This window comes from Casimicrobium huifangae (assembly GCF_009746125.1).
Classification (GTDB): Bacteria; Pseudomonadota; Gammaproteobacteria; order Burkholderiales; family Casimicrobiaceae; genus Casimicrobium; species Casimicrobium huifangae.
The window spans coordinates 3,380,387-3,398,524 of the sequence record NZ_CP041352.1; the positions used below are offsets into that span (position 1 = coordinate 3,380,387).

Genomic DNA, 18,138 nt, shown 5'->3' on the forward strand with positions numbered 1-18,138 from the left:
GGACCCGGCGTCAATTGAAAAGCGTGCGTTACCTATTGATTCGATTTGCTTTTTTCAAAAACTGAGAAATCGATAGGCACAAAAGTCGACACAGGGACAAATCGTGTGCACTAACTGCAACACTATGCAACCATCTGTTGCGCAATATCGCGCTATGATCTGTATATGGCTCCGACACCCATCGACGCTCTCGGCAACGGCAGTTCACTGGCGCATGTGCTCCAGCGTCTGTTCCGGGAAAAGCCTTTTTACGCGCCTGGCGCTCGGTCCGGTCTCAAAGTCTTGGGCGTATTTTTCACCCTTGCACTTCTGCTTATGGTGTTTGCCAGTATCGGCGTTGCAGTTTCCGAAGACACTGGAATTGGCACCATGGCGCAGCATGCTACTGCCTGGTATTTGGCGCTGACATTTCTCGCTCTCTTATCCATCATCGTGATTCACTTCTCGTTGATGAAGTCCTGTGGCGTTCTGAAAGTATCGATCGCCAAGGAAATTGTTCACCTCCGTGACGGCATAACCTCGGCAGTGCTGCCGCGTCCGCCGACTGCCCGCTAGGGGCCGCGCTTCGCGCCCCTCCTCTCCCGAAGCATCAGTCTTTTTTTGAAAACTGAACGCGCTCTCCGGCGCGTCGAGAGGTACATGCATGACTCCGTCCCTTTTATCCGGCTTGGCCGGCCGGGAGCTAGTAACTCCAATTCGCATTGTCAATACCGCGCCGCGAAATCGCTCGTTGGTTTACGTTAGCCAAGCAGAAATATCCAGTCTCGTAGGTGTTGACCGTGCGACGATTTTTCGCTGGCGTAAGCAGTTCAGTGACTTTCCGGCAGCGATTCGGGTTGGTCGAACACTTCGGTTCAACTTGGTCGAATTCGAGACATGGATGGTCGCACATCGCGAGGCGGCAAGGTGAGGCAACGCTCAGACAAAGTGCTGGTGGGAGGGCAAACAATCGCGTTATCGCCGATTCTGGCGCGCGCGGTTGGCTTGGAGGAGGCGCTAGTGCTCCAGCAACTATTTTTTCGCATGCGTTGCGCCAATTCAGACCCGCAGCGTAGGTGGATCTGCGTGGCGCACCAAGGACGCACTTATGTCGGCTGGAACGATATCGGTCGCCAAGAGGACTTGTTGCTGAGTAAGTACCCATACAGGCGCGTCTTTAACAACCTTCGTAAGCTTGGCGTCGTACACGATGCCCAACACCTGGAACAGCCGTTCGATCAACGAATATTCCTGTCAATCAATTTCGTTCGCCTAAGAACGATTTGTCCTGAATGTGCCATCTCGATGGGTGAAAAAAACGACATGGAAGTTCGCACAACCGATCTTTCGAAGCAGCATGACCACTCACTATCACTAGGTAATAGAGATCGAGAACAAGAAAGAGAGCTTAGAGTCAGTCCCTCTCTCGACAAACTAATTTCCGAAGTGGCTGCGCTTGCGGGCACCGGGCCAAGGGACAATGGACTGCGCGACAAGAAGTGCGTTGAACGCATCCGTCAAATGATCGAATCGGGTGTTGTCGGCGCGGAGGACTTGGAGACCATTGTTCGGTCACCGCATACCAAATTCCCGAGCGAAGTCGAGGAGGCGCTTCTACGACGGGTGAAAGCCATGAACGAATGTTTACAGGCGGTCGCCCGCGCTGAGCTGTCTGCAACGGAGCAACTCGACAAACAGCGCGCAGCGGAGCTGGAGAAGAAGCAATCAGACCAAGCAAAGCAGTTCCTCGCATTCTGTCCGGATCACACGCTTCAGCTAATCGTCGACGAGATCCGCCAATTAAACGTCGCCCCGGCGCTCGTATCACGAGCTATTGCGGCTGTCACGGCACGCGGAGTCGGTCACGTTCCCGCAAGTACTTTAGTCATGCGTGTATTGACATCGCGGCTGACTGACCACACCCACTCGCCGCTTCAGCAGTAAAGGTAGACGGGCTTAGGCAGCACGCAATATCTGTCTGCGCGCTCGCAACCGATTCAATTCTAGTTTGCCGGTCTCGTCACAGCTAGGGTAACTTCTATGTGGCGCAAATCGCTTTGGCACCGAGATCTTTGGCGCTAGTGCGTGTGGCTATTGAGTTGCGGCGATTGAGCCATTTTTAGTACCTGACGTGGACTATCGTTTCTTGCGCAGGTGTCCGCCTTCCCGCAACGTGTAACGCGATTTATGGCTGCGTCCAAATGCCGTCGTTTTGTCTGGCTTCGAGACCAATGCGCCGAGACTTTGTGGCGCTCTTTGTGGCGCAAAACTGCGGCACAAAATGCTAACCACTGATGCTTGCAGCTTGCATCTTGCTGCAAGCTGCGTGCTGCTAGCTGCAGTGGATGCACAAAGTAGGCATTGTTTCGAACAGCAATCACTGCATTGACTACATGCCGGTTTTGTATGGGGCTATATCAATAGAATAAGCATGCGCGCAAAAAGCGGCTCAATCGACTGAAAACGCTCGTTTCTCCTGCAGCAAGCTGCAAGAAGTGGCCCCACATTTCAAGACAGCAGGATAAGTGGAAACTCGGATAGCAAATGACGCGGCGGAAGCCGCGAGAAAGACTATTCGATGTCAACGAAGAAGAGCAGCGCAATTCGGCGCCAGCGGCGCAAGCTCACACCGGAATTCAAAGCCAGGGTTGCCCTGGCAGCGCTGCGGGAGGACGCAACGACAGCCGAGTTGGTGGCACGTTTTGACGTTCACGCCAACCAGATCAGCGAATGGAAGAAGCTATTGCTGGAGCGCGCCACACTCGCCTTTGGCGGGAGCACGACGCTGGCCGCTGGCGACGACGAAGCGCTCGTCAAGGCCCAGACCAAGATTGGGCAACAAGCCTTGGAGATTGATTTTTTAGAACGCGCGCTCACCAAGGTCGGATTGCTGAGCGCCGGGAAATGATCGACCGGACGCACAAACTATCGCTGACGCGGCAGGCCACGCTGGTTGGCATCAGCCGCTCGGCGGTGTACTACCAGGCCGTGGCGGTCTCCGAGCGCGATCTGGCGCTGATGCGGCGCATCGATGAGCTGCATCTGGAGCAGCCGTTCTGGGGCTCGCGGGGCCTCTTGCGCATGCTCAGGCGCGACGCATCGATCAAGCCCTGGATCGAGCAACAACCCTTGGGGCGCAAGCACGTCGCCACCCTCATGCGGCGCATGGGGATTGAGGCGCAGTGTCCAAAGCCCGGCACCAGCAAGCGAGGGCGTGGCCCCCGGCACAAGGTGTTCCCCTACCTGCTCGGCAGCATCAACTTCGAACAGATGGACGCCAACACGGTCTGGGCGCTCGACACCACCTACATCCCGATGCGTCACGGCTTCGCCTACCTCACCGCCGTGATCGACGTGGCCAGCCGCCGAGTGCTCGCGCACAAGCTCTGCACCACGCTGGAGGCGTATCACGCCGTCGAGATCGTCGAGCAGGCGATCCATCGCTTCGGTACGCCCGAGATCGTCAACACCGATCAGGGCAGCCAGTTCACCGCGCTCAAATTCGTTGAGGCGATCACGACGCGCAACATCAAGCTATCGATGGACGGTAGGGGGGCGTGGCGCGACAACGTCTTCGTCGAACGCTTCTGGCGAACAATCAAATACGAGCGCATCTACAAGCGTGCCTACGATACGGTGAGCCAGGCACGCGCCGACGTGGCTGAGTACATCGACTGGTACAACGAGCAGCGACCGCACACTTCCAACGAAATGGAGCAGACGCCGAAACAAGCCTACGACAATTCACGGGAGAAACTGGCGGCACGGAGCTTGAAGGCGGCTGCGTAGAATGAAGCGAACCGGCGTGCTCCGCGTTACCCACGGCGCGCGCGAAACGTGCTCTATACGACGAGTTTTCGCGCGCGCCGTGGATAACGCTACGCTCTCAACCCACCCTCCGAGTTCCACTTATCTTTCGGGGTTTGTTGTCTTGACGAATGGGGCCACTTCTGCATGCTGCAAGCTGCATGCTTCTTGCAGCATGCATCGTGCATCTTGCAGCTTGCATCAAAATGCCGAGGGCGCTTGCAGTTTTTCAGGTAGCCAATATCTGCCAGATGTGCGGCCACCTGCGCAAATTTGTGGCTGATAGTTAACGGCCGACTTCTACTGCAACCGGATCGTTACAGTTGCTCCCTAGACGCGTTCCACCACCATATGGAATGGTCCTATGTTGACAGGCCGGGCATTCAGCCTATCGAGCGACCGTCGTTCCTTCAGGGCGCTGGATCCGTCGGACTTAGTTTCGCGCAATTCAACGTCAATCGTCGTGCCCACGCCGGCCAAAAGCAACGTTAAAGCGGGCATTGGTCGCGTCAGTTCGACAAACGACAGCCTGGTCGACGTCGGACTCAGAATGGGCATCAGACTCTTGGCCGAACCATAGGCAACGGGATTGTGATGCAACAGGTATCGACACACGTTGCCGTCCATATCAATCATGAAGTAGCGCGAACTACCCTTGTCATCGGAATAGGGTATTTGGATTAGTGCAAAGGTATCGCCTGTTTTCAGCTCAATCGCCTCCGCAAGCTGCAGCGCGGCGGGCCGAAACGATAGGGTGTAGGGGCGTGTCGCATTGACTTGCAGTTCCAGTGTCGATTGTCCCTCTGGCAGCTTAGCGCGTAGCTCTTTCACAGAACGCTCCAGACGAGCAATCGGTTCACCGACAGCAATTGTTTTGCTCAATCCAACGGCAGGAATTATTTGTGGCGCTGGTTGTTCAACTGCCCACCGATTCGACGGGATCGTCCGTGTCGCACGTGCCTCGATGGTCTTCACGTCGTAGCGATCAAACGCGTCTCCCCCACCTCGAAGCACGCCCGCTACAAGGAATTTCGACAGCGTGCTCTCTTTCGGCGCATCGGGATTGTCGCCTCCACGCGGGGAGATGAACTTGATGTCGACCAAAGCCTCGCAGCTTGCGTAGGTTGTTGACCCACCCAGTTCCAGCGCAAGTACAGCCGAAATACCAAGAACAAATGTGGATACAGATGCATTGAATTTAATCATCATAAAAGTATTACATAAACCGTGGCTCAAGAAAACCATTGTTGCGAGCCTTGAGGGATGGCATCAGCCCCCTCTATCTCGAAACCAAAGGTTCAACGCGGCCGACCTAAAGGAACAAAGACGTTTGACGCGCCAACCGCTATCGCTTTTGGCGCGGTGATACGACGGAGGCGTCTCGCCCTTGGAATTGCTCAGGAGCAGCTCGCGCTGCTTTCCAGTACGGACCGAAGCTTTGTCGGGAAAGTTGAGCGCGGAGAGAACCAGCCGAGCTTGGTTCTGATCCTGCGGTTGGCCAAGGCACTTGAGTGCTCCGGAGCAGACTTGGTAGCTGATGTCGAGACAATGTTGACCTGAATATCATCCCGTCCACTGTACCGTTGTATATGTAGAAAGCACTGGCCCAGCCTGTAGGCGTAAGCTCTCTTTTGAACTAGTAATCGGTATCGTCGGGCAGACTCTCATCAATCTCAAGAAAAAAACAAGCAGCGATCAAATTGCTTACTCTTGAATCCCCTTGTTTTCAATTGTTATCAATCATCAATTCGCATGGTTTGCCAATGGCGCGGGTTTCTACTTGCGCCGAGAAACAGCTACACTGACCACTCAATGCGGTCGTGCATGATTGACGTGTCACCAAGAAGCAGCTTTAGCCGTACCCTCTGCCAACTCCTGATCGGAGCGATTTTGTTCGCCCAGATGGCAGTTGCGGCCTATGCGTGCCCGAACTTGGCGACAGGCGATGCGAATACCGTGGCAGCGACTGCCAGCGCCGAATCGATGCCCGCTGATTGCGACCAGATGGCAGGGACACTAGGCCCAGCCGTGTCCAACCTCTGTTCTGCCCACTGCCACAACCACGAGCAAAGCTCGGACCACGCTGATGCCCCAGCATTACCTCCTGCGCTGTTTACCGCGCTGTACTGGCTAGCCACTCCTGCGCTCGCCGAGCCTCTGACCCAGCCCTCTGAAACCAGCGTTCTCCACGCTGCACTCCCCCCGCCGCACGCCATCCTGCACTGCTGCTTCCGCATTTAGCAATCACGACGACTTCGCGCTGACCGCCTGAACGGTGGTCTTGCCGCGTTCGTCGCGCTCGCCGCTTTCACGTCTTGCATGCTTTGCACGCATTGACGCGTCACGGCGCAGCGCACTGGCTTCACTGCTTGTTGTCTGGATTCATATGTTTCACCCCATTCTTCGTGGCGCGCGTAGCAGAGCTACCCTGCCTGCCGCGTGCGCACTACTTCTCTCGTTTGCCCTCTCATCGGGCATCGCCTTTGCCCAATCGGCACCACCCGGATCGCTTTCACTTGAGTCTGCACTGAAGATTGCGCAGGCACGCTCCTCGCTCCTAGTCGCACAGGACAGTGCAGCCACCGCATCGCGCGAAATGGCCGTCTCCGCAGGACAGTTGCCTGACCCGACGCTCAAACTTGGCATCAACAATCTGCCCGTAACCAGCTCGGATCGGTTCAGTCTGTCGCGGGACTTTATGACCATGCGTTCGGTCGGTGTGATGCAGGAATTCACACGTAGCGACAAACGCGAAGCGCGATCAGTGCGCTTTGAAAGTGAAGCGCAGGTCGCGTATGCAACTCGAATCGTGACCATCGCCAACCTGCAACGAGAAACTGCCATGGCCTGGCTTGAGCGCTATTACAGCGAACGCATGCGCGAAGTGCTGATCCAGCAACGCGACGAAGCGAAGCTACAAATTGAAGCAGCCGACACCACCTATCGCACCGGAAAGGGCGCTCAAGCGGATGTCTTTGCCGCTCGCTCCGCCGTCGCGCAAATCGAAGACCGCATCGCACAGGCCGACCGGCAGGTACTGGCTGCCAGCACCAAACTGGCACGCTGGATTGGCGAGGCCGCCACTCAGCCGCTGGATCGTCTGCCCTTGATGGACAGGCCCGGCGTGGAGTTGACGCAACTGGACACCGTGGTCGCGCATCACCCGCAAATTGCGGTACTCAAACGGCAGGAAGATGTCGCGCAGGCCGATGTGGCCATCGCTCAAACCAACAAGCGCGCTGACTGGAGCGCCGAGCTGATGTTCAGCCAGCGCGGCTCCGCATTCTCCAACATGATTTCGATCAATCTGTCGGTGCCGCTGCAATGGGATCAGAAGCACCGGCAGGATCGCGAACTCGCCGCCAAATTGGCGCTGGTCGAGCAGGCCCGCGCGCAAACCGAAGAGATGACGCGGGAACACGCCGCAGACATTCGCGGCATGGTCATCGAATGGCAAAGCAATCGTGAACGCCTGACGCGGCATGACAGCGCGCTGATCCCTCTCGCCAGCGAGCGCACTCGCGCGGCACTCGCTGCCTATCGCGGCGGCGCAGGCAGCTTGACTATGGTGCTCGAAGCACGACGTGGCGAGATTGATGCGCGCATGGAGCGCCTGCGCCTGGCGATGGATACCGCGCGCTTGTGGGCGCAGCTCAACTACCTCAATCCTGAAGGACATGGCAACACCTCAACGTCTGCCACTGGTCGGAGCGCACCATGAGCCTTAAAACGACCCTCTCAATCGTCGCCGTGATCGCGGTCGTCAGTGCCGCCAGCTACGGCCTGTATCAACTGGGCATGCACCGGGGTATGGGCATGACGGGTGGTACTTCCGAAACCGGTGCGAGCGGCGCGACCAACACCGACAGCGGCCCGCAAAGCATCGCCCAGGGCGAAGCGGCTACCAAACGACACATCACGGCTGGCATCAAAGCCGGTGACGTCGATCCCGAAACTGGCAAAAAAATCCTTTACTACCACGACCCCATGGTGCCGGGAAACAAGTTCGACAAGCCCGCCAAGTCCCCCTTCATGGACATGATGCTGGTGCCGGTTTATACCGATGGCGACACGGATCAGAGCAAAGTTACGGTCAGCTCGCGCATCCAGCAGAATCTCGGTGTGCGCACGGCTCCGGTGGTGCAGGGCATGCTCTCGCCGCAGGTGTCTGCCGTCGGCAGCATCGCCTATAACGAACGCGACCAAGTGATCGTACAGGCGCGTGCGACGGGCTACGTCGAGCGTCTCTATGTGCGTGCCACGCTGGATCGCGTTGCCAAAGGTCAGGCGCTGGCCGAACTCTATGTGCCCGACTGGATTGCGGCACAGGAGGAGTTTCTGTCCGTGCGTCGCATGCAGGGCACCGATCTCGCCTCTCTTGTGGACGGCGCGCGCCAGCGCATGCGGCAGGTGGGTATGAGTGAGGCGCAGATTCGCCTTGTGGAGACGACCGGTATCACGCAACCGCGTGTCATCTTGACTTCACCACAACATGGCGTCGTCGTCGAACTGCTCGCACGCGAAGGCATGACCGTGATGTCTGGTGCGACGCTGTTCCGCATCAATGGCTTGGGCACCGTTTGGGCCAATGCGGAAGTGCCGGAGACGCAGGCGGCGTTGCTGCGCCCCGGTGCGAAAGTGTCTGCCAGGAGCCCCGCAGTGCCGGGCACGACTTTCGAGGGCAAGGTGCAGGCGATCCTGCCCGAGGTGAACGCGGCCACCCGCACCATCAAGGCCCGACTCGAACTCGCCAACCCCGGCGCGCGCCTGGTGCCCGGCATGTTCGTCACCATGCAATTGACCGACAACCGCGCAGAAAAGTCGCTCCTGATTCCGACCGAAGCCGTGATCCAGACTGGGAAGCGCACCGTAGTGATGCTGGCTGAAGACAACGGCAAGTTCAGCCCCGTCGAGGTCGAAGCAGGCATCGAAAGCGACAACCAGACCGAGATCAAACGCGGCCTGAAACTCGGCCAGCGCGTCGTCGTGTCCTCGCAATTCCTGATTGATTCGGAAGCGAGCTTGAAGGGGGTTGAAGCGCGCCTCAACGACGCCCCCAAACCCATCGTAGCCAACACCGCCAAACGGCATCAGGGCGAAGCGAAAGTTGAAGCCATCACCCGCGATGCCATCACGCTGTCGCACGATCCGATCCCGTCGATCAAGTGGCCGTCGATGACCATGGATTTCAAGCCACCGGAGAAGGGGTTGCCGCGTAACGTTCAGGCGGGGGATCGCGTGAGCTTCGAGTTCTATGAGGCGGCCGAAGGAATTCCGCAAATCACGATCATCACACCGATGGCTCCAGAGGTTAAAGCCGCACCGTCCGTCCCCGCCGCCCCAGCGGCCAAAGCCGGAAAAAAGCCATGATTGCCAGGCTGATTCGCTGGTCCATCGTCAACCGCTTTCTCGTGCTGCTGGCCACGGTGATGGTCAGCGCTTGGGGTGTCTATTCTGTCCTCAAAACACCGCTTGATGCACTACCCGATCTGTCAGACGTACAGGTGATCATCCGCACCACGTTTCCCGGTCAGGCACCGCGCATTGTGGAAAACCAGATCACCTATCCGCTGACCGCGACCATGCTCTCGGTGCCCGGTGCCAAGACGGTGCGCGGCTATTCGTTCTTCGGCGACTCGTTCGTTTACGTGCTGTTCGAGGATGGCACCGACTTGTACTGGGCACGATCCCGGGTGCTGGAATATCTCAATCAGGTGCAGTCGCGATTGCCACCTTCCGCCAAGGCCACGCTTGGGCCGGACGCCACGGGCGTCGGCTGGATTTATCAGTATTCGCTGGTAGATCGCACCGGGACGCAGGACGCGTCGCAACTGCGCGCCTTGCAGGACTGGTTTCTCAAATACGAATTGAAGACGGTGCCAAACGTGGCGGAGGTAGCCGCAGTTGGCGGCATGGTTCGGCAATATCAAATCGTGCTCGATCCCGACAAACTGGCGGCGTACGGAATCTCGCACACCAAAGTTGTCAGCGCGATCCAGCGCGCCAATCAGGAAGCGGGGGGCTCGGTGCTGGAACTGGGTGAGGCCGAATACATGGTGCGCGCCTCGGGCTATCTGCAATCGCTGGACGACTTTCGCAAAGTGCCGTTGACGACCACCGATGCGGGCGTCTCCGTACGACTCGGCGACGTGGCGCGCGTGCAAGTCGGGCCGGAAATGCGCCGTGGCATTGGTGAACTGGACGGAGATGGTGAGGCGACCGGCGGCGTCATCGTGCTGCGCTCCGGGAAGAACGCACTGGAAACCATCGCAGCGGTCAAGGTGAAGCTTGCGCAATTGCAGGCGAGTTTGCCAAAAGGCGTGGAGATTGTGCCCGTCTACGACCGCTCCGGGCTGATCAAGCGTGCTGTCGACAACCTGGGCTTCAAACTGCTGGAAGAGTTTCTGGTGGTCGCCGTGGTGTGCTTCATCTTCCTGTTTCACCTGCGCTCGGCCATTGTGGCCATCGTGTCGCTGCCGCTCGGCATTCTGGCGGCCTTCATCGTGATGCATTACCAAGGCGTCAACGCCAACATCATGTCGCTCGGCGGCATTGCCATTGCCATTGGGGCGATGGTGGATGCGGCGGTGGTGATGATCGAAAACGCCCACAAACATCTGGAGCACTGGAACCATGCGCATCCGGGCGAAACACTCGACGGAGAGGCGCGATGGCAAGTGATTGGTGATTCAGCGGCGGAGGTCGGTCCCGCGCTGTTCTTCTCACTCTTGATCATCACGCTTTCGTTCGTGCCGGTATTCACGCTGGAGGCACAGGAGGGTCGTCTGTTCGCGCCGCTCGCCTTCACTAAGACCTACGCGATGGCGGCCGCCGCCGGACTCTCGGTCACGCTGATCCCGGTACTCATGGGCTACCTGATACGGGGCCGCATCCCTGACGAAAAGACCAATCCGCTCAATCGCCTGCTGATTGCGATGTATCGTCCGCTGCTCGACTACGTTCTCGCTTGGCCGAAGCTCACACTGGCCTTCGCTGCGGTAATTCTGGGCTTGAGCGTTTGGCCATTGCAGCACATCGGTGGCGAGTTCATGCCACGGCTGGATGAGGGTGACATTCTGTACATGCCCTCGGCGTTGCCGGGGCTGTCTGCGGGCAAGGCGGCAGAACTGTTGCAGCAGACGGATCGCTTGATCAAAACCGTGCCCGAAGTGCTCAGTGTCTACGGCAAAGCGGGTCGCGCCGAGACGGCGACCGATCCTGCGCCGATGGAAATGTTTGAGACGACGATTCAGTTCAAGCCGCGCGATCAATGGCGTCCCGGCATGACGCAGGACAAGTTGGTCGATGAGCTGGATCGCATCGTCAAGGTGCCAGGACTGGCCAACATCTGGGTACCGCCGATCCGTAACCGCATCGACATGCTGGCCACCGGCATCAAAAGTCCGGTCGGCGTCAAAGTGGCGGGTACCGACCTCGCGGTGATTGATCGTATCACGGGCGACATTGAGCGTGCACTGAAAGACGTGCCCGGTGTCAGTAGCGCGCTGGCGGAACGGCTCACCGGGGGCCGCTACGTTGACGTGAACATTCGTCGTGATGACGCGGCCCGCTTCGGCATGAATATCGCCGACGTACAGTCGGTCATCACTGCTGCGGTCGGTGGTGACAACATTGGCGAGACGGTGGAGGGGCTGCAACGTTTCCCGATCAGCGTGCGCTATCCACGCGAAATTCGTGATTCGCTGGAGAAGATTCGCAAGCTGCCGATTGTCAGCGAACGCGGTGCACGGCTGGTGCTCTCGGACGTTGCCGACATTCGCGTGACCGACGGCCCGCCGATGCTGCGCAGCGAGAACGCGCGGCTGTCGGGTTGGGTGTATGTGGATATTCGGGGCCGCGACCTGCGCTCGGCCGTCCAGGACATGCAGAAGATCGTTTCCGAAAAGGTCATTCTGCCAGCGGGCTATTCGGTGTCGTGGTCGGGGCAGTTTGAGTTTCTGGAGCGCGCCACCGCCAAGCTCAAGGTGGTGGTGCCGTTTACGTTGCTGATCATTCTGGTGCTCTTGTATCTGACCTTCAAACGCATGGATGAGGCGGTGCTGATCATGGCGACTTTGCCGTTCGCGTTGGTCGGTGGCATCTGGTTGCTCTATCTGCTCGACTACAACCTGTCGGTGGCCGGTGCGGTGGGCTTCATCGCCCTGGCGGCGGTGTCGGCCGAGTTTGGCGTGATCATGCTGCTGTATCTCAAGCATGCGTGGGATGAGCGCGTTGCGCAAGGCAAGACGGGCAATGAGGATTTGCTCGATGCGATTCGTGAAGGAGCGGTGCTGAGGGTGCGTCCGAAAGCGATGACGGTTGCCGTCATTCTGGCGGGCTTGTTCCCGATCATGTGGGGCAGCGGCACCGGCTCGGAGGTCATGCAACGCATCGCCGCACCGATGGTGGGCGGCATGATCACCGCGCCGCTGCTGTCAATGTTTGTGGTGCCTGCGGTTTATCTGTTGATGCGGAGGAGGCGTGAGCCTCCACGAACTAGCCTCGCGCCCGAAACCGTTCCCGCATCAGCATCGACATGAACCCATTACGTTTGGCCGGGCGTCCATCACGCTCATTCTCAAGTTCAACAAAAGGTATTCCCATGAAACTGAAAAATATTGCTCCAGTGCTGATGGTGCTGCTCACGTCCACCGCCTTTATCGCGATCACGTACGCGGCGGATGCTCCGAAAGCAGCCGACAAATCGGGAAGCACCGTCGTCTCACATACCGCGATTGGTGTGGTCAAGAAGGTGGACGCTAAATCGGGCTCGGTAACCCTGTTCCACGAACCGGTCAAGAGTCTCGACTGGCCGTCAATGACGATGGGTTTCAAGGTCAAGAATCCGGCTTTGTTCGAGAAGCTGACGGAAGGCAGGAAAGTCGAATTCGTGTTTACACAACAGGGTCGCGACTACGTTGTTGAATCGGTGAAATAGCGCAGAGCGTATGGCGATTGCGCACGTTTGACGAATCACACAAACACGGAGACTCGGCATGTTCGATGACTCAAAACACCTATCAGCACGACGCCGACAATGCCTGATTTTTGGCTGTCTACTGACACTCGCGTTAGCCGGATGCGCAACTGCGCGTGTTGACCGATCAGCGGCAATACCAGAGCCGCGTACTGGTGCGGTACGGCCATTTGATGCGAAGCGCCCAGTAGTGGCGCTCGTCCTCTCCGGGGGCTCTGCGCGCGGCTTCGCACATATCGGCGTGATTCGCGTGCTTGAGCAAATGGGCATCGAGCCCGACCTGATCGTCGGCACCAGCGCGGGCAGCATCGTGGGGGCGGGCTATGCGGCGGGCCTGAGTGCGGATCAGCTTCAGGCGGCTGCGGCCCGTTCTAACGCATCGATACTCATGGACTTCACGCTACCGCATCTCGGGCAACCCATCATTCGCGGCGATCTGGGGCTTGTTCGCGGCGAACGGTTGCAGCAATTTGTAGAAGAACTCGTATCGCGCCGTCCCATAGAGGTGTTGCCGCGACGCTTGGCACTCGTCGCGACCGACATGCAAACGGGCAAACCGACATCGTTTACGCACGGGAATGTCGGGTTGGCCGTCCGTGCATCCTCATCGGTGCCTGGATTGCTGGTGCCGCCACAAATCGCCGGAAAACTCTACATTGACGGCCAGGTCAGCAGTCCACTGCCTGTCGCAGCGGCACGTTCGCTCGGTGCGGACATAGTGATCGCGGTGGACGCGACCTACCCATCGCAGCATGCGAATATCTCCAGTTTGCCGGATGTCATGTTTCAATCGTTCATGATTGCCTGTCAACGCATCAAGGAGAGTGAACTACTGTCGGCGGACTTGGTCATTCAGCCGAAGATAGAAACCACCGGGCAACTCGGATTCAAAGATCGGGATTGGTTGATAACCGCAGGGGAATCAGCCACTCAGGAGGTAAGCGGGGATTTGCGACGATTGACGACACGCTCGAAACCCTGACATTGCGGTGTGATGACGAGTAGCGCGCTTCAAATAAACATCTCAACGATCAACAACACCAGAAACCCCACAAAAAACGTCGCGCACAACCAAGGGCTTTCCGGCCCTTCATGCGCTTCGACCATCAGCTCTTCAACAACAAGGTACAGCAGTGCCGCGATGCCGAACGACAGCACCACGTCTATCGTCGAGCTAGACGCGCCACTCAACACGACAGCCCCCAATCCCGCGCCCAATAGCAGTAGCCCGCCCAGCCCCGCTGTTATCAGCGCGATCATTGGGCGCGTTGCTCCGCCGCCGCTTAATGCCGCCGACGCCGACACGCCGAGAAACAATACCTCCAGGGTCAACGCAATGGTCAGCAGCAGTCCCTGCTTTTCTCCGGCGGCGAAGCCGACACCGATTAAGAGCCCATCAAGCGCGATGTCCACACCGAGCGCTATGAGGAGTGTCGTCGGCAATCCGGTTGTGACCGTATCTGCACCCTCTGATTTTTTCTCGGTGAATGCTTTAAGTAAAAGCATCACCACGACGCCCAGCGCAAAGCCGCCTATTGTTTGCAGCGGTAACCGGCGATGCATGACTTCGGGTAGCAACTCGGTTGCGAGTGCAGCGAAGACCACACCCGCAGCAAAATGCTGCACGGCACTGCGCATCGCCGCACCGGGTGGCCGCAGCGACGACAGAATACCTCCTGCAACTACGGCTACAACCGGAATGGCTGCATAACTCAGGACATTCAGTAGTGGCATTTTGTGAAGAGTGTAGCGATAGTTACAAAGGCAACCTGAAGCGGTACCGCCGGGCGGCTGTTACTCAAAACGCACTCTATTCGCTCATTTGATGGCGAAACGTACCGTGCTGGGCTTTCGGCCTTCGAGCGTAATTTCTGCAACCGCTTTGGTGCCAGCGCTCAGGTTGAATTTGCCATTCGCCTCCATGCGGCTGTCACCTGCGGGCATCAGTTCGACCTCCGTCTTGTCGGCTCCCGTCAATAGCGTGATCTTGCCTTTCGCGCCCTTCGTCATCATCGGTTTGCCATGGTCACTGAAGTGCACGGTGATCAGGTCTGGCTTGGCGACCAGCTCGGCGTCGAACGCTTTGCCTTCGGCCACGATGCCGCCGTGCTTCGGCGAGTGATCGTGGTTGCCTGCGGCGAAGGCGGCGGGTGTAATTGCGACGCCCAGCGTCAATGCCGCCAGTGTGATCAGTCGGGTTGTATGTTTCATGATGTTTCCTTTCTTCGTGGGCAAAAAAACTAGAGTGCTTCGGAATCGCTGTCCGCTACAAGGCGTTCAGCGGACTGACGACCAAACAGCCAGAACATCGCGGGAGTCAAAAAAGTGTCGAGCAGCGTCGAGCTGATGAGGCCCGAGAAGATGACCACCGCCACCGGATGCAAAATTTCGGTGCCCGGTTGCTCAGCTTCAAACAACAGCGGAGCCAGTGCGAACGCAGTGACAAGCGCCGTCATCAGTACCGGAGCCAGCCGCTCCAGCGAGCCGCGCACGATCATCTTCTGATCAAACGCCTCATTCTCGAAACGCATCAGGTTGATGTAATGGCTGACCTTCAGGATGCCGTTCCTCACCGAGATGCCCGCCAGGGTGATGAAGCCAATCAGCGCCGCAATCGACAGTGGCTGCCCTGAAAGCCACAGTCCAAGCGCCGCGCCGACTAGCGCCAGCGGAATGTTGGCCATGATGAGCAGCGCCAGCGTCGAGCTTTTATAACGGCTGTAGAGCACGACGAACATCAGGATCAGCGACACGATGGACAGCAGGCCGACCAGACGCGACGCCTCCTCCTGCGCCTGAAACTGGCCACCGAGCGTGACGAAATAGCCCTCCGGCAACTTCGATTCGTTGACCACTTTGCGGATGTCGGCTACGACCTCGGACAGCGCGCGCCCCTGTGCGTTCGCCGAAAGGACGATGCGGCGTTTGCCATCGTCGCGACTGATCTGGTTCGGGCCGTCGCTGTCTTCAATCGTCGCGATTTTTGATAGCGGAATGCGTCCCGTCGGCGTCTCGATCAGGATATTGCCCAAACCTTCCATCGTGCGCGCTGACTCGGGCAGTTTGACAACCAGCGCAAAACGACGACCGCCTTCCACGATCTGCACAATCTTTTCGCCTTCAACCAGACTTTGCAGCGTGGCGAGCACTTGCGGCGTCGGCACGCCATAGCGCGCGGCAGCTGCGTAATCAACGCGTACCTTGATCTGCGGTGCCAGCACCTGTTTTTCAATCGCAAGATCGGCGAGTCCCGGAATGGCAGCAAGCTTTGCGCGCAACACATCCGCCTGACCACGCAACACATCGAGATCGTCACCAAACAGCTTGATCGCAATTTGCGAACGGACGCCGGAGAGCATGTGATCAATGCGATGCGAAATCGGCTGCCCAATCTCAATGGCTACCGGAAAATTCACGAGTTTTGACCGGATGTCGGCCTTGACCGCATCCATGCTGCGAGTGAGTTCGCCTGCGGCCTTCAGGCCCACATCCAGCTCACTCACATGCACGCCCTCGGCATGCTCATCCAGCTCCGCGCGACCGCTGCGACGACCGACGTGCGTAACCTCCGGCACAAGCTTTATGAGCACCTCGGCCTGCCTGGCTAGCGCGGAGGTTTCTGCCAGCGTCACGCCCGGATTGAGGCGCATGCCAATCAGCAGCGTGCCCTCGTTGAAGGGCGGCAGAAAGGTCGTGGCGAAGAACGGTACAGTGGCGGCTGCCAGAAGGATGGTCGCCGCGCCGGTTGTCAGCGCAGCACGCGGACGCGAAAGCACGCCGATGAGCGCCCCTCTGTAACTGCGCTTGAGCCACACCAGAAACTTCGTGTCGCCATGATCCAGCGACTTCATGCGCGGCAACAGGTAGTAGGAGAGCACTGGCGTCACTGTGACGGAAACGACGAGTGAGGCCAGTGTGGACACGATGAAGGCAATGCCCAGCGGTACGAACAGTCGACCCTCCATGCCCGGCAGCGCAAACAGTGGCACAAACACCAGCACGATGATGATCGTGGCGTACAGAATCGCCGAGCGCACCTCCATCGTGGCGCGCACGACGATCTCCACCGGGTTCATTCGATGCTCGGGATGCTTGATGCGATCCTCTTTTAAACGTCGCAACACGTTTTCCACGCCGACCACCGCGTCATCCACCAGACCGCCGATGGCAATCGCCAGTCCGCCCAGTGTCATCGTATTGATCGACAAGCCGAAATACTTGAACACGAGCGCGGTGATGAAGATGGAAACGGGGATGGCGGTGAGCGCGATCACAGTCGTGCGAACTGTTCCGAGAAACACGAACAAAATCACCGCGACGAAAGCGGAGGCGGCTATCAGCTTGCCGTTCAGGTTATTGATCGAGCTTTCGATGAAGCTTGCCTGACGGAACGTGACCTTCGGTTCGCTCAATCCCACTGGCAATGTTTTCTTCATTTCCGCCAACGCGGTTTCAATGTTTCGCGTGAGCCCGATAGTGTCGGCCGTCGGTTGTTTCTGAATGCCAAGGATCACCGCCGGTTTGCCCTCGAAGCCCGCGTCGCCGCGTTTGATCGCTGGCGCGAAGGCAACGTCGGCAATCTGCCGCAGCAGGATTGGCTGACCGTCCTTCGCCGTGATTGCGAGATTTCGCAAGTCCTCAAGCGCCGAGGTTCGCCCCAGATTGCGGATCAGATACTCGCGGCCATTGATTTCGAGAAAGCCACCCGAGGTATTGGACGAATAGCCTTTGAGCGCAGCCTCGATCTGCTCATGCGTGATACCGAGTTGCGCCATACGCAGCGTGTTGGGCTGCACCTGATACTGCCGCACTTCGCCACCAATCGGGATCACCTGCGCCACACCGGGAATCGCCATCAATCGCGGTCGCAGCACCCAGTCGGCATACTCGCGCACAGCCATCGGTGAGATTTTTGCGACATCAATGGGGATCGCGATCTGCATGATCTCGCCCATGATCGAGCTGATCGGCCCCATGCGCGGAATCACACCTGCGGGCAGGCCTTCTTCCATGGATGAGAGCCGCTCCGACACCATTTGTCGAGCACGAAAAATATCGGTGCTCCAGTTGAAGGTGACGTAGATAAACGAGAGCCCGGAGCCAGAGGTTGAACGCACCGTCTCCACGCCGGGCAAGCCGTTCATCGTGGTTTCCAGCGAAAAGGTGATGAGCTGTTCCACCTCTTCAGCGGCCATGCCGCCCGATTCAGTCATGATGGTGACTGTCGGTTTATTCAAATCAGGAAACACATCCACCGGCATCTTTGACAGGGTGAATGCGCCGTACACCATGAGCACCACGCTGCTGATCATCACCAGCAAGCGGTTGCTCAGGCTGCTTTTTAGGAGCCAGTTAAACATTGTGTTTAGCCCCGA

13 protein-coding genes are annotated in these 18,138 nt (G+C 58.2%); 9 read left to right on the forward strand and 4 right to left on the reverse strand.

What is annotated here, in order from left to right; genetic code table 11:
- The first annotated feature begins 165 nt into the window (after positions 1-165).
- The 3 genes from FKL89_RS15250 (at position 166) to FKL89_RS15260 (ending at position 3,768) form a co-directional block, all read left to right on the forward strand.
- The gene (locus FKL89_RS15250; protein ID WP_156863614.1) at positions 166-555 is read left to right on the forward strand and encodes a hypothetical protein; all 390 of its coding nucleotides are present in this window, start codon (positions 166-168) and stop codon (positions 553-555) included.
- Positions 556-876: 321 nt separating this feature from the next.
- Entirely contained in the window at positions 877-1,923 is a 1,047-nt protein-coding gene (locus tag FKL89_RS15255) for a hypothetical protein (RefSeq protein WP_156863615.1), read from the forward strand.
- Between the two features lie 634 nt (positions 1,924-2,557).
- Positions 2,558-3,768, forward strand: a protein-coding gene (locus FKL89_RS15260; protein ID WP_156860844.1) for an IS3 family transposase whose coding sequence is annotated in 2 segments (ribosomal slippage) — positions 2,558-2,843 and positions 2,843-3,768 — 1,212 coding nt in all. Because the reading frame shifts where the segments join, the coding sequence is not laid out codon by codon here.
- 348 nt (positions 3,769-4,116) lie between these two features.
- On the opposite strand, the gene FKL89_RS15265 is transcribed toward FKL89_RS15260, so the two are convergent.
- On the reverse strand, positions 4,117-4,995 hold the full coding sequence (locus tag FKL89_RS15265; RefSeq protein ID WP_156863616.1) for a hypothetical protein: 879 nt from the start codon (positions 4,993-4,995) through the stop codon (positions 4,117-4,119).
- A 54-nt stretch (positions 4,996-5,049) separates the two neighbouring features.
- On the opposite strand from FKL89_RS15265, the gene FKL89_RS15270 reads away from it, so the two are divergent.
- The 6 genes from FKL89_RS15270 to FKL89_RS15295 all read left to right on the forward strand — a co-directional run bounded on the left by FKL89_RS15270 (position 5,050) and on the right by FKL89_RS15295 (position 13,745).
- A complete protein-coding gene (locus FKL89_RS15270) occupies positions 5,050-5,346 on the forward strand; it encodes a helix-turn-helix domain-containing protein (RefSeq protein ID WP_395706849.1) in 297 nt (98 codons plus the stop codon).
- A 1,036-nt stretch (positions 5,347-6,382) separates the two neighbouring features.
- Positions 6,383-7,507, forward strand: coding sequence for a TolC family protein (locus FKL89_RS15275; protein WP_475393012.1), 1,125 nt, complete (start codon positions 6,383-6,385; stop codon positions 7,505-7,507).
- Positions 7,504-9,156, forward strand: coding sequence for an efflux RND transporter periplasmic adaptor subunit (locus FKL89_RS15280; protein ID WP_156863618.1), 1,653 nt, complete (start codon positions 7,504-7,506; stop codon positions 9,154-9,156). The genes FKL89_RS15275 and FKL89_RS15280 overlap by 4 nt, the downstream gene beginning before the upstream one ends.
- Positions 9,153-12,326 carry an efflux RND transporter permease subunit gene (locus FKL89_RS15285; protein WP_156863619.1) on the forward strand — a complete coding sequence of 1,058 codons (3,174 nt, stop codon included), beginning with the start codon at positions 9,153-9,155 and terminating at the stop codon, positions 12,324-12,326. The genes FKL89_RS15280 and FKL89_RS15285 overlap by 4 nt, the downstream gene beginning before the upstream one ends.
- Before the next feature lie 62 nt (positions 12,327-12,388).
- Positions 12,389-12,724, forward strand: a complete 336-nt coding sequence (locus FKL89_RS15290; protein WP_156863620.1) for a copper-binding protein — start codon at positions 12,389-12,391, stop codon at positions 12,722-12,724.
- Positions 12,725-12,953: 229 nt separating this feature from the next.
- Positions 12,954-13,745, forward strand: a complete 792-nt coding sequence (locus tag FKL89_RS15295) for a patatin-like phospholipase family protein (protein WP_162527540.1) — start codon at positions 12,954-12,956, stop codon at positions 13,743-13,745.
- A 29-nt stretch (positions 13,746-13,774) separates the two neighbouring features.
- Here the strand turns inward: FKL89_RS15295 and FKL89_RS15300 are convergent, their stop codons facing one another.
- The 3 genes from FKL89_RS15300 to FKL89_RS15310 form a co-directional block, all read right to left on the reverse strand.
- Positions 13,775-14,497: a ZIP family metal transporter gene (locus FKL89_RS15300; protein ID WP_156863622.1), complete on the reverse strand. Its 723-nt coding sequence runs from the start codon at positions 14,495-14,497 to the stop codon at positions 13,775-13,777.
- An 84-nt stretch (positions 14,498-14,581) separates the two neighbouring features.
- Positions 14,582-14,974, reverse strand: coding sequence for a hypothetical protein (locus FKL89_RS15305; protein WP_156863623.1), 393 nt, complete (start codon positions 14,972-14,974; stop codon positions 14,582-14,584).
- A 29-nt stretch (positions 14,975-15,003) separates the two neighbouring features.
- On the reverse strand, positions 15,004-18,123 hold the full coding sequence (locus tag FKL89_RS15310) for an efflux RND transporter permease subunit (protein WP_156863624.1): 3,120 nt from the start codon (positions 18,121-18,123) through the stop codon (positions 15,004-15,006).
- Between the last annotated feature and the right edge of the window lie 15 nt (positions 18,124-18,138).